The sequence below is a fragment of the Shewanella sp. 492 genome (genome assembly GCF_059338445.1).
Genome location: NZ_CM181702.1, coordinates 3,429,241 through 3,442,173, shown reverse-complemented (window position 1 = coordinate 3,442,173; position 12,933 = coordinate 3,429,241). Strand labels below are relative to the sequence as shown.

The 12,933-nt window shown below is 50.2% G+C and carries 12 protein-coding genes; 7 read left to right on the top strand and 5 right to left on the bottom strand.

Features of this window, described 5'->3' with window-relative positions; genetic code table 11:
* Positions 1-15 precede the first annotated feature (15 nt).
* Complete coding sequence (locus AC5YBX_RS15160; protein ID WP_494523962.1) at positions 16-1,896, bottom strand: alkaline phosphatase D family protein; 1,881 nt, start codon at positions 1,894-1,896, stop codon at positions 16-18.
* 85 nt (positions 1,897-1,981) lie between these two features.
* Positions 1,982-2,665 (bottom strand): MliC family protein, encoded by a 684-nt coding sequence (locus AC5YBX_RS15155; protein ID WP_494523961.1) that lies wholly within the window; start codon positions 2,663-2,665, stop codon positions 1,982-1,984.
* A 187-nt stretch (positions 2,666-2,852) separates the two neighbouring features.
* Here AC5YBX_RS15155 and yegS point away from each other — a divergent pair, with 187 nt between their 5' ends.
* The 3 genes from yegS (at position 2,853) to AC5YBX_RS15140 (ending at position 5,732) form a co-directional block, all read left to right on the top strand.
* Positions 2,853-3,761: a lipid kinase YegS gene (gene yegS, locus AC5YBX_RS15150; protein WP_494523960.1), complete on the top strand. Its 909-nt coding sequence runs from the start codon at positions 2,853-2,855 to the stop codon at positions 3,759-3,761.
* A 196-nt stretch (positions 3,762-3,957) separates the two neighbouring features.
* Entirely contained in the window at positions 3,958-5,205 is a 1,248-nt protein-coding gene (locus AC5YBX_RS15145; RefSeq protein WP_475514958.1) for a sensor histidine kinase, read from the top strand.
* Positions 5,202-5,732, top strand: a complete 531-nt coding sequence (locus AC5YBX_RS15140; RefSeq protein WP_475514957.1) for a response regulator transcription factor — start codon at positions 5,202-5,204, stop codon at positions 5,730-5,732. The genes AC5YBX_RS15145 and AC5YBX_RS15140 overlap by 4 nt, the downstream gene beginning before the upstream one ends.
* Positions 5,733-5,920: 188 nt before the next feature.
* On the opposite strand, the gene AC5YBX_RS15135 is transcribed toward AC5YBX_RS15140, so the two are convergent.
* A complete protein-coding gene (locus AC5YBX_RS15135) occupies positions 5,921-7,975 on the bottom strand; it encodes a TonB-dependent receptor (RefSeq protein ID WP_475514956.1) in 2,055 nt (684 codons plus the stop codon).
* A gap of 545 nt (positions 7,976-8,520) precedes the next feature.
* Here AC5YBX_RS15135 and AC5YBX_RS15130 point away from each other — a divergent pair.
* On the top strand, positions 8,521-8,670 hold the full coding sequence (locus AC5YBX_RS15130) for a hypothetical protein (RefSeq protein ID WP_475514955.1): 150 nt from the start codon (positions 8,521-8,523) through the stop codon (positions 8,668-8,670).
* Between the two features lie 170 nt (positions 8,671-8,840).
* Here AC5YBX_RS15130 and AC5YBX_RS15125 read toward each other — a convergent pair whose 3' ends face one another.
* Positions 8,841-9,050, bottom strand: coding sequence for a TOBE domain-containing protein (locus tag AC5YBX_RS15125; RefSeq protein WP_475514954.1), 210 nt, complete (start codon positions 9,048-9,050; stop codon positions 8,841-8,843).
* Positions 9,051-9,145: 95 nt separating this feature from the next.
* The gene (locus tag AC5YBX_RS15120; RefSeq protein ID WP_494524834.1) at positions 9,146-10,039 is read right to left on the bottom strand and encodes a DMT family transporter; all 894 of its coding nucleotides are present in this window, start codon (positions 10,037-10,039) and stop codon (positions 9,146-9,148) included.
* 203 nt (positions 10,040-10,242) lie between these two features.
* On the opposite strand from AC5YBX_RS15120, the gene AC5YBX_RS15115 reads away from it, so the two are divergent.
* From AC5YBX_RS15115 to AC5YBX_RS15105, 3 genes are all read left to right on the top strand, one after another.
* Positions 10,243-10,743 carry a MarR family winged helix-turn-helix transcriptional regulator gene (locus tag AC5YBX_RS15115; protein WP_475514953.1) on the top strand — a complete coding sequence of 167 codons (501 nt, stop codon included), beginning with the start codon at positions 10,243-10,245 and terminating at the stop codon, positions 10,741-10,743.
* 235 nt (positions 10,744-10,978) lie between these two features.
* The gene (locus AC5YBX_RS15110) at positions 10,979-12,418 is read left to right on the top strand and encodes an MBL fold metallo-hydrolase RNA specificity domain-containing protein (protein WP_494523959.1); all 1,440 of its coding nucleotides are present in this window, start codon (positions 10,979-10,981) and stop codon (positions 12,416-12,418) included.
* 132 nt (positions 12,419-12,550) lie between these two features.
* Positions 12,551-12,844, top strand: a complete 294-nt coding sequence (locus tag AC5YBX_RS15105) for a hypothetical protein (protein WP_494520829.1) — start codon at positions 12,551-12,553, stop codon at positions 12,842-12,844.
* Positions 12,845-12,933: the final 89 nt, after the last annotated feature.

Genomic DNA, 12,933 nt, shown 5'->3' with positions numbered 1-12,933 from the left:
GGCGCTGCAATCCGTTTATTTTGTCTGCTTTGGTGGTTTAAATTCGGTTTCGCTCATGTCGGCATGCAGCACGCTAATACGCTCTGGTGCGCCATTATCAGTAAATGTCACTAAGCCTATGCCGCTTTTATTCACCAGTCGTTGGCTATTAACGCCATTAGGGCGCCTACCGCGAATCGACATGCGTTTGCGTTTTGTCAGCCAGTTTAAAGGTGAAAAGTGGCCATACAACCAACCATTGAATTTATCAAACAGGGGCAATAGCTTCTCAGGAAACTGATTTTTAATGCCGCTGCAGGTGATTTGATAAATATTAGGGCTCATAGAGCGAAAGCGAATGCCAATATCGTAGGCAAAAGAGTAGTGCACATCGCCCGATAGGATCACAAACTGCTCGGGTGTTTTGCGGTGCAAAAAGATGCTCAGCAAGGTGTTGGCAGTGCCTGGGTGGGCCATCCAGTTTTCGGCATCGACCAGCAGCGACGCACCTATCCAGGTGGCGCTGCGTTGCACGGCTTCAATCAATTTAACCCCGAAGATCGGTGCCGCCGAGACGATAATCACCTTGTCTTGCCCCACCAGTTGCTGCTGCATCTCCATCAGGGCTTCCCAGTCCATTAAGCCTGAAGGCTTGGCTAGGTTTGACTCGCTGCGCCAGCGTTGGGTGCGGGTATCGAGTACCATGAGTTTAGGGCTGGTATTGAGGTGGTAATGCCATTGGTCAAAGTGCAGTAGTGTATCGATGAGCTCATCGTGTTGACTCTCTGTGGGAGAGGCTAAAAATGCACTCAGTTGAGGCACGATGTCGGCTTTAAATTTATCCGGTTGATTGCCTATCCCCTGAAACAGGGTGTAGCCAATTAAGCCGTTGCCGATGATCCGCTTAGAGAAAGGGTGGCCATAGGCTGCTTGCTCCCATTTGGCGGTGAGGTTCCAGTCGTCGGTGATGTCATGATCATCGAAGATCATATAAGTGGGCAGGTGTGCCAGCAGGCGCCTGACTTGGGTTAAGCCCGCTTTAAACTCGAGTAGGTGAAGCCATTCTCGTTGCCATCTAGCGCTATTGGCTGGTGACAAGCCGTTAACCTGCTTAGGAATATCCATTAACGCCCATAATTCGGGTGACCAAGACAGCAGATAGATAGCGATCACTTCGGCCAAGCTGGTGAGGTGATTTTCGGCGATCGACGAGGTAAAAATGGGGTGATTAATATACCAACGGCTGATGGCGGTCGCCGCAGGATATTCGGTGCGCGGCAATATGTTTTTGTGGCGTTGATACATAGACGCCGGCTGGTAGCTTATGTGCTTGCTGTCAGTCAGCGAAGCTTGCTGGAACTGCTCATCGCGCAGCCCCAGCAGCTCGATGGTCTTGCCGATGGCATATAACATGGGGCCTGCGACATCATCGAGGTAGACTTGATCGCCACTGAGCATTAACAGTGCGGGTCGCGAGGTCACGCTGTTGTCTGCTGCCATCAAAGTATCGGCAGCCACTAAGCTGTCACCACTATGGTGATGGGGGTTGCGACAAGAGCCGTGTAATAGCTTATCTATTGCAGGTTTTACCACAAATTGCGGCGCTTGCTGCTGCGGATAATATAGCTGCTCAACCGCACCAAATAGGTTGCCATCGGCAGGGGTGGAAACCCCATATTCAATCAGCTGTTCGCTGGGATTGAGCTCAGGTCTGCAGAGGTGGATAACATATTGATAGGCGTGTTCGCCCAACTTAAATTGAGTAACCTCGTCGGCCCCAAGTGGATATTCCACCTCAGCCAATGTCAGCGTCAGTGCGGATAAGGGCTTGCTGGCCACAAACAGTAAACAAACATTATCACTATCGCAGTGGCGCAGCATCGGACCGGCCAAGAGTAAGGGGAGCGTGACAGCCATGTTAAGCTGGCCTCAATCGATTATGACCTTTAGATGTGTGCATTTCACCTCTTATGGGGGTTAGGGTGTTGTTTCGTTAATCGCATTATTTTATCAGGGTGCACTGCATCGGTGTGGCTTTGTAGCCCCATGTGATGCTGGCTTGACCATGATGCTCCCAAAATTGTTCATTACGGCCTTGGTAGCGAGTTCCACTGCCGCTAGGCTGAATCGTCATCAAGGAGGTGCTGTCACCAAACTCGGCAATTAAACTATTGGGCTCGGTGTCAAAATAGGTGATCACCACCTCTTTGGCTGGGATATTATCACAGCGATAAAATACCGGTCCGGTAGACTCAACTAGGCGATATCTTGCCTGTAGTTCTACCATGCGAGTCTGGTAGTTGTCGATAACACATTGTTTTTTATCGGTGCCTTTCCAGCAATCATTACGACCTTTGATAAAGCCGCGTTGCTCGGCTTTGAGCACCGGAGGGTGTTGATTTTGCGCTTTAGCTAATGCCTGAGCGTAAATGCGGGCCAATTGTCTATCCATCGCTGCCAGCGTGGCATCGTGGCAGATCAGGTTCTCGATGCTGCTTAATGAAGGGCTGGTGCAATCGTAGCTGGGGCCAGTATTCTTGTTTTGGCTTAGCTCACTCGGTTCAATTGGCTCACTTGATGCGACTGGCCCGCTAGATTCAACTGGGACGGTGGCGCACCCGCTAAGTAAGGCTAATAATAGGGCGTAACTCAGCGGCTTAATATCGAATTGTGTCAGCACTTGCATTAGTGGCTCCTTATTTCAGGGCGGGCCTAATATCGGATAGAGGCTTGAGAATATCGCGTCAGTAGCAACCCAGCAAATGTTTAACATTAACCTTGTTTCACCGTACATGTTTAGCTGGCGTGTTTTATCTTTTCGTTAAATTGGGCATCATACTATGAGTGCTTATAGGTAAGTGGTGGAGGCCAAAGTGAAGATCCGTATCTTATTAAATGGTAAAAAAGCCCAGTTAGCGCCATTGCGATTGGCGATAGATAACTTACGCAAGCAGCATGATATTGAGGTGCGCGTGACTTATGAGGCCGGCGATATGGCACGCTTAGTCGATGACGCCATTGGTGATAATTGCCAGCGATTGGTGGCTGCCGGTGGTGATGGCACGGTCAATGAGGTGGTCGATGCGCTGTTAACCCACCCTAAAACCTCACGTCCAGCACTGGCGATTTTGCCTTTAGGCACCGCCAATGATTTTGCCGCCGCCTGCGCCATTCCTGATGAACCAGAGGCCGCGCTGCAACTGGCATTAAGCGCCGATGCCTTTTGGATCGATGCGATTAAAGCTAACGATACCCATTTGATCAATATCGCCAGTGGTGGTTTTGGTGCGCAGGTGACTTCGACGACGCCAGCGGCGTTAAAAAACTTTCTCGGTGGCGGAGCCTATACCTTATCTGGGCTGATCCAAGCGCTGAGTTTTAAACCCTATGAAGGTGAATTTATTATTGATGGTCAGAGCGCTTCACAGCAGTTGTTACTGGGCGCCGTGTGTAACGGCCGTCAGGCGGGCGGCGGGCAGGTGTTAGCGCCCAATGCCTATATTAACGATGGTTTACTCGATTTAGTCGCCCTGCATGATTTTCCGCTAGAGGCCTTATCACAGGTGATTGATGAGTTTCGTCAACCCAAAGACGATAATCAATATGCAATATATGCTCAAAACACGGCGGCCCGTTGGCGCGCAAAGTCACCTATGCCAATTAACCTCGATGGCGAGCCGATCACCACCACTGACATTCGTTTTGAGGTAGTGCCTAATGCCATCAAAATGGTGCTCGGCGCCGACTGCCCTATGCTTAAACCCGGTAGTGAGCCCGCTTAAGTTAGCTTTAACGGGTGAATGCCTAGCCCGCTTGATGCGGCTCGCTGATATGAGGTGTTTTTTGGCCGTGAAGGGGGCTGTTAAGCTCACATCTTTGAGGATAAACGGTGCGATAAGTGGCCTAAACGCGTTAAAATAGCCCTTACGGATTGATGCAATGTCGCCGCGCAGCGGCCACCTCAGCTAAGGAACTCAAGTGCCCTCTCTAGCCAGTTCACGATACCGCGCCGCCGATCAACTGGCGCTGCTGCGACTGATGGGTCTCGTACTCAAACTATGTTTAACCTTCGCTTTGGCCGACACCTTTGGATTATCGCTGCACAGTCCGGCGCTTAATTTGGCGTTGATCATTGAGGGGCTCTACCTCGGCTTTACCTTCTACCTAAGAAAACAATTGTTTAATAGTGATGCAGGGCTGTTTATCGCTTTACTTATCGACACCTTACTGTGGATCACTTGGCTCTATTTTTCCGGTGGTGCGACCAATGCCTTTATCTCGCTATTGCTGCTCCCCATCGCGATAGCCGCGGTCTTATTACCCAAATGGGCGCCTTGGGCGCTGGCCTTATTATCGACCTTAGCGTATAGCGCCATGTTATTCACTCTGCCTCAGGGGGAGATGCAGCACCATGGTATGGACATGAGCTCACACTACTTGGGGATGTGGTTTAATTTTGTGATCTCTTCACTGGTACTCACTACCAGTGTGGCATTTTTGGCTAAACGTTTGCGGCGCCAAGATGCCGAGCTGGCCTATATGCGAGAGGCGCAGCTGCGCCAAGAGCGGCTGCTGGCACTGGGTACCGCCTCGGCGCAAATGGCGCACCAGCTCGCCACACCTCTGGCGAGTCTGCGGCTGTTGGTCGACGAATTAGATGAAGAATCCACTGGCAGCCAGGTGACACTTGATGAGATGCAAGCGGCGCTTAATGTGTGTGATACCACCCTAGCCGAGCTTCGTTTGGCGACCGAGTCGATACGTGCTGGTGAATTTAACTACATCTCAATCAATACGTTAATTGAAAGCTTACAACAACAAGTGCGCTTACTGTTACCCAGTATCGAACTGAGCATCTCAACCTTAGATTGTCGCGGCGACGAGCAACTGCGCGCCGATGCCAGCTTGCTGCCAGCGCTGCTGGCATTAATAGAAAATGGCGCGCGAGCCAGCGAAGAGGTAGGTGGCCCAGCGCGCGTTGCGCTGTCACTGCAATACCAATGTGATGAACTTGTGGTGGCGGTACGTGACTTTGGCCCCGGGATCCCCAGCTCGTTGCTCACCCAATTAGGGCATAAGATTATCGATAAACCCAAAGGGATGGGCGTGGCTTTGCTGCTCAGTCATGCCAGTTTTGAGCGCCTCGGTGGCCGCTTGATTTTTGGCAGCCATCTTGATGGCGGGGCTGTCGCTCAGGTGTATCTTCCGCTACCGGAGGCGCAATGAAACGCTTATTAATTATCGAAGATGACCGCAGCTTGGCGGCCATTTTAGCGCGGCGCATGAGTAAGCATGAGTTTGAATGTCGCCAGTCTCATGATGCGACCGAAGCCCTGTTGTGTGCCCGTGAGTTTAAACCTAGTCATATCTTGCTCGATATGAAATTGGCCGAAGACAATGGTTTGGCCTTAATCTTGCCGTTAAGGCGCTCCTTACCCGATGTGGTGATGGTGTTGTTAACGGGGTACGCCAGTATCGCTACCGCAGTGGAAGCTATTCGCTTAGGCGCCGATAACTATTTAGCCAAGCCAACGGACACCCAAACCTTGCTGAATGTACTCAATAATTGCGCGTCATTGCTCACCGATGAGGGGGTCGATGAGGCGCCTTTGAGCACGAAACGGGTGGAGTGGGAACATATTCAGCAAGTGCTCACGGCCAACAAGGGCAATGTGTCGGCGACGGCGAGACAGCTAGGCATGCATCGACGTACCTTGCAACGTAAGTTACTCAAAAAGCCGGTGAACAGCTGATCCTCTCCCCGCTGGTGCGCGGCATCTTGTAAGGCTGGCTGAAGTTGGTGATTTGTCCTCATGCAAAAAAATCCCCGGCATCTTGCGATGTCGGGGAAGGGAAGTGCAGTGGAATGGTCCCTAAAATGATAATAACGATGGTAAAAAAGTGCAGGCTCTAGCGATTACTGGTCGCTAGCATTGGCCTCTTAGAAGCGATACTCACCTATCAGCCAAGCGTTGATCCCTGTGCCGGGCATGCGTTCACCCAGTGCCAACTGACTGTTGGCTACTCGGTTATAGCCACCAAGGTGTTCTTGGTACTCGGTGTCAAACAGGTTGTTTACGCCCGCTTTAACCAGCCAGAGATCGGCATCATAAGCCAGCGATAAGTTGACTAAACCATAACCAGAGGTTTGCAGCTCCTGCTGGGTGCTAGACACCTTATGTTGCGCGCTTACTCCTTGCGCCTCAACGCGAGCCAACCATGCTCCTCGTTGGTAGTTTAGGCCAACCGTGATGGTTGGCGGGGCGATGCGATACAGGTTATCGTCGATATCGCGGCGCTCTCCTCTAACATAGCTGGCTAACATATCGAGTTGAAGCTGGTCATTGAGCTGGTAGCGGGCGCTAATGTCCATACCGTAGAGCTGGGCATCGACGTTGGCAAATTGCAATGGGTGGCTGTCGCCCATCATCTGCGCGGCCATGATCACCGCCTTATCGGTGGCATTAACCCCTTGAATATAATCATCGATACGTTGCCAAAATAGCCTTGGACTCAGTTGCAGACGGTTGTCTTGATAGTCGGCGCCAAGCTCCAATTGATAGGCGGTTTCTAAGGATAAATCCATCTGGCCGACATAGGTGCGCCCATCGGCGAGTCCACCTGTTGATTGCATCGGCACCCATAAATAACGCTGTTGATAGCTGGCACTGTCTTGCTTACGCGCCGTTGCAACAATCCAGCTCAGCGACTCATCCACTTGATAGCGGCCATTAACCACTAGATCGACACCGGTTTGCGCGTGAGAGCGATCGGCTGCATTGTATCTGTCCATCAACACCTTGATGGCAGGCATATTCGCCGCCATAGAGTGATCAACCGCATCGGCATCGGTTTGGTAGTGCTTGACTCGTAATCCCAGTTGCCAGTTCCACTGCTCGATATCTTGCTGCCACTGGGCAAAGGCGCTGACGGTGTTATCGGTAACGCCATTGAAGTTATCGACCTTGAACATCGGCTTGGTGGGATCGGTGATCACCGAGTCATGCTGGCTCCATTGCGTATCGAGGCCGAATAGCCAAGCGGCTTTGGCCATCGACACTGAGCTGTCGATACTTTTGCTGTCGGCATTGTTATAGCGGGCACTGGCGGTGTCATTTTTCACCCGCTCGCTAAAGTTGTCCATGCCATGACGCGCATCGCTGTAAGCGAGATGCCAGTTGATGTGCCAATCCTTGATTAGGTGTTGCCCTTCCAGTTTGACCCTGTCGGTGCGGATAAAATCGATATCCATAGGCAAGGCTGGGGTTCCGGCATTGGTGGTTTCGAGATGTTGATAGCCGATGGCTATCGACTCATCGTCAAAGCCCTTATCGCTAAGGTTAAAGCGATATTGGCCGCCCACAATCGCCTTATCGTAGGTGGTTGGGGCGATATCGATACCCGCGCCGGTTTGTTGATTAGCATTGGCTTGCATAACATCGCCATACAGCAGTAGCGCCTGCTGCTCAGCGCCGAAGTTGGTTTTCGCCCCAAGGTGCGCTTGTTCACCATTATGTTGATATCTGGCGGCGACTTTACCGCTGAACTCATCGAAGCGCGCCTGTGATTCAATTACCTTAACGCTGCCCCCAAGGGTATTGGTACCAGCCGACACCGGGGCAATACCACGACTCATCTCCAGCCGTTCACTATTGACTAGGCTCGCATAGCTCAAAGGGGTATCCATGGCGTTAGGCCCAGCTCCTGCCAGTGTGACGCCGTTAACCTGGGTATTGACCCTATCGCCAAATAGGCCGCGATACTGGGCAATACCTGTCAATGGCCCGTTGCCATTGACGGCCGCGCCGGGCAGCTTGCTCAACAAACTACTAATGTCGGCAACTGGCACGTTAGCTTCACGGGAGATGGTGCTGTCATCTTGTAGGTGACGGCCACTGACTTCAATAATCTCAAACGCCGCTTGGTTTGCCGCTACCGGAGTTGCCAACAAACTGCTAATGGCGAGGGCTAAATAAGAGTGTCGTAAGGTGATCATATAATGTTGATATTCACTGGTTATTTATCGTTGTGGCGGCATTGTGTCAGTGGGCATAGAGGCTGACAAAGGGAAATGGCCAGAGTGCGACAAGGTGTCGCAGTTAGCGTGGATGCAGGGAAGGGTCCGCTTAATTATGTGCTGCACCAGTGCTTGTCTTATGGGGTATGCGCAGGTGATGAACTCAGCGATTCAAACGACTGTTTGTTTTATTGAGCGCCTGCTGTCGATGTTATTTAGCAGAAAGTGATATTAATTTTGACTTTTTTACGCCGGATTTATGGCTGTGGTTTATCGATTTTATGTCAGCATGCTTACGGTATATTGTTGTTAATCAGTATTTTGGGTTGGATTTTTGCTGGTGGGTAATTATTTGCGGTCTATTGATATGACCAATAAATAGGCTTGACAGTCGAACTGAACACGCCTTTAATCGACTTAAGGTGTTTGATAAATAAAACACCCTGTTGGTTTTATTGTGCTGCCAAATGCTTAATTAGCGTTAGGCATCTTCTAATTGAGTTATGACAATATTGGTATGCATCATGGAAAATGAACGTAATAACAGATTTTACCCGCTAGACACGCAAACAGAGGGCTTTAGTGCGCAGCAGTGTCAGTTTTTACCTGCGATGCCAGAAGGGCATGAGGGTGACAACGAAGAGGAGGTGTGTTTCGTCCTGGGTTACAATTAACCCGCGCTGCTATGCAGGTGCTGGCATATTTGTACTGCTATATCAGGAGCTTTGGCGACTTACGGTCAAAACAGTGGCATAACTTGAGTCTGCCGCTGTGGTTGATGTTAGTGAATAAGCTTAAGGTTTATTCACCAACATCACTGACTGAAGCGTGATCGACTAAAGCGTTAGTCAACAGCAACCATAACGTTGCTCGCCTTGATCACGGCATAAGCCTCACCGCCAACGATTAGGCCCAATTGCTCGCAAGATCGCTTAGTGACCACAGATGTGATCTCAACACCCGGTGCCAACTCGATCACCACTTCATTGTTAACAGAGCCTACATCGATCGATTTGATTTTGCCTGAGAGTGTGTTGCGTGCACTGATTTTCATTAATTATTATTCCTTTAACTCATACGAAAGAGGCAGATTCTAACGTGTTTAACGAGTGTTGTTAACCGCAAAACATACCTAAATATTGGTAAAATTTAACTTTTATCAGGCTTAGCCTTCACTCGACTACGCACCAAATAGATGATCTGCGGCATCAAAGAGGCCACAATCATCCCCAGCATCAATAGATATTGGTACGGGGTAAAGCGCTCGCCCAGCAAAAACATACCCGCCACAATCCCCGCTATCGGATTGGCAATGCCGCCAAAGGTAAAATCGACTACGCTCATGCGTTGCAGCAACCAGACATACATGCTGTAACCCAGTACGGTATTGAGTAACACTATCCAAACGAGTCCCAGCACATTATTGCTGGTCAGTTGGCTCAGCGCTAAGACATAGCTTTGGGGCACCATAAACGCATGCACCGCGGTGATCAAAGAGAGTATTACGCCGCCCAATAGTAGTTGCCAGGTTAAAATGGTCCACCAATGAATGCGTCCGCCCAGCGCCTTAGTGATGGTGCTCCCCACCACAATACAGCTAATTGCCGCGAGCATAGCCCCAAGGCCGATAGGGTTTAAGTTAATGGCGTTAGGGTCAAATAGCAGCCAGGCTAAGCCAATTAAGATTGAGCCAAACAAGGCCTGTATTTTACTGGGACGGTGTTTATTGACCACCCAGTGAAACAGCATGGCAAATACCGGAACACTGACCATGCCCACCCCTGAAATGGCCGAAGGCAAAGTGAGTGCCATCACGAAGATTAAGCTGAAAAACAGCGCAATATTGATCAGACCCAGCTTGAACAAAATAATCCAATCTTGCCTTTGCGGTAGGCTAGGTTTTATCGCCAGTAAGATAAGCCCCGCTGGCAATGCACGTATCGCACCCAATAATAGCGGCGGCCAATCTGGCAGGCTAAATTGGGTAACCGCATAAGTGGTGCCCCAGAAAAACGCTGGGATCATCGCAAGCAGCACATTCATCATTATCTCCAGTTAAAGTATCTTTACGTTAAGATATTAGTGTGCGACTAAACGGTTCGCTTGTAAAGTACCTTACCGTTAAATATCTTTGCGTTAAGTTAGTTTTGTGGTTATCTTGGCAACAATCGCTATCGTTACGGCTGATTTTGCCTCCACTGCTGCCGTGCGAACCCTGATAATAAGCAATACCTTGGGAGCCAAAGATGAATAATATTGTTACCGACGGCGTCGACAAAGTCGTAGCACAATGGGCCTGTGAAAAACCGCAGTTAGAGACCATGCCCATGGCCATTATAGGGCGTATGATGCGCTTATATAAACACCTAGAGGCACAGATAACCGCCTGTCACAAAGGCTTTGGCTTAACCCAAGGCGAGTTTGATGTGCTGGCTACCTTGCGTCGCAGCGGGGCACCTTTTAGCCTCACGCCGTCGGCATTATTAGACTCCATGATGCTCACCTCTGGTGCCATGACAAATCGACTCGATAAGCTTGAGCGCAAAGGGCTGATCAGCCGAGTTCATAGCCAGCAAGATCGCCGCAGTGTGACGGTGGCGCTTACCGATGCGGGGCTCAATCTCATCGATATTGCCATAGAGGCCCATGTGGCACTGCAGCAGCAATTGATGCAAGGTTTATCTCCCCAAGAACGTACCGCATTGAACCTGCTTTTTAAGCAGTGGTTGACTCAGTTTGAGCCTTAGTGACTCACTTGCGATCTCTTATGTTCGAGCCGTATATGCAATTCAGGGCTTTGTCTTGGCTGACTGCTCCTTAAAACCGGTATGGGCCCAGCTATGCCAAAGCCTGTTATTTTAACTATGCTGCATACATTATTGTGCCGCTTGCCAGCTATACTTTAAGCATATCAATAAGGGCGGCAACATAGCGTGTCACCGCCTCACTTCTTCCTAAGTACTCGCTATTTAAGGGATTGTTATGCAGATGACACTAGAGTTTTTAGGTGCGACCCAAGAGGTAACCGGCTCTTGCCACCTACTCACCATCGATGGACGCCAAGTGTTACTCGATTGCGGTATGATCCAAGGGGGCAAGCAAGATTCGCTGCGTAACCATGACCCCTTTGCCTTCGATGCCAGCCAGATCCACGCCGTCGTATTAAGCCACGCCCATATTGACCATTCTGGTCGCCTGCCTTTATTAGTAAAGTCCGGCTTCAAAGGCCCTATCTTTACCCACAAGGCCACGGTAGAGCTGTGTGACATCATGTTAAGAGATGCGGCTATGCTGCAATTTCGCGATGCCGAGCGCATTAATAAACGCCGTGCTAAAAATCAACTCGATCCCATTGAGCCCTTGTTTACCGAGGAGGATGTCGCCTTGGTGATGCAGCAATTTGTGGCGCTAGATTATGGCGAGCCTTGTGAGGTGGCACCCCATGTGCGCATCAGTTTAGCTGATGCAGGCCATATTTTAGGCTCGGCCATTGTCGAGCTGTGGGTAGGGCAGGCAGCTGAGGAAAAAAAACTGGTATTCAGTGGCGATTTAGGTCGCGCCGGCATGCCTATTTTGCATGATCCCAGCTTTATCGACAGCGCCGATTTAGTCTTAATGGAAAGCACCTATGGTGATCGCCTACACCGGAGTTGGCCTGATACTCTAGAGGAACTCAAGGCGATATTTGCCAGCACCATTAGGCGTAGTCGTGGCAATATTTTACTGCCTGCATTTTCGGTGGGGCGTGCGCAAGAGTTGCTATATCTGTTCCATTTGTACGCTAAAGAATGGGATCTATCACGCTGGCGTATCTGCTTAGACAGCCCGATGGCGATAAAGGCGACTCGAGTCTATGTCGAAAACTACAACTTAATGGATGAGGACTTTAAACGTTTTACTCGCCTCTCGCCGGGGCAGCATCCCCTGTTGTCTAATGTCGATTTTATCGACAGCACCGAGGAGTCGATGGAGCTAAATGAGATCCACGAAGGCTTAATTATTATTGCCGGCAGTGGCATGTGTAATGGTGGGCGTATTCGCTGTCATCTAGCCCATAATTTAGCTAACAGCCTGTGTGATGTGATCATCTGTGGTTATCAAGCCATGGGTACGCCAGGGCGTTTGTTGGTCGATGGTGCCGATAGCCTGACGATACACGGCAATCCCGTGCCCGTTAAAGCCAAGTTACATACCATCGGCGGCTTATCGGCCCATGCGGATCAAGCCGAACTGCTTAACTGGTATCGCCACTTTTCGGGGTCGCCATCTGTGGTGCTGGTACACGGTGAATCAGAGGCGCAAAAAGTGTTGCTCGCTACCCTGCAACAGCTGGGTGAGTCGGCGCCTATCGAGTCGGCCATTGCCGCGTATGCGAATTGCCTCGATCTGAGCGCCTTGCCCAAGTTAGTCTGGATACCTTGATACTCATCGCCTTGGCGTGACGGTGGTTAAGTGGACAGATTTTGCTGATTTGTTGATTATTTGTTTGTTTTTGGGTTTGCTGGTAGCATGTTGACTTCATTTACTTTTTGTTAATCAAAAATGGAGCGTGTCATGCGATTACCACTGGCTAAAGGACTTGTCATTGCGGCGTCGTTATTCTCTTGTTGTGCGTTAGCGCAGCGCCCCGAATTTGCAACCACAGCGGCAAAGCCTGATTATGACTTTGCTAAAAATTCGCCGGCAAAGGTTAGCTTTTCTCTTAAGCGCACCAGTCGGCATGATTTTTCGAAGACCACCGCCGCGTACGCCGATTATGACTTTGCCGATAACCAGCCCTGTAAAGATTGCGATGCGCCGAGTATCTCAACCCCTCATGATTTTTCTAAGACTGAAGCGACCAAATAAACCACTATTCACATAATGTGTTGGGTGATCACCTCATCTAAAGAGGGGCACCCAACGAGTGTTGGTGATTGAATGCTATTACTTGCTCG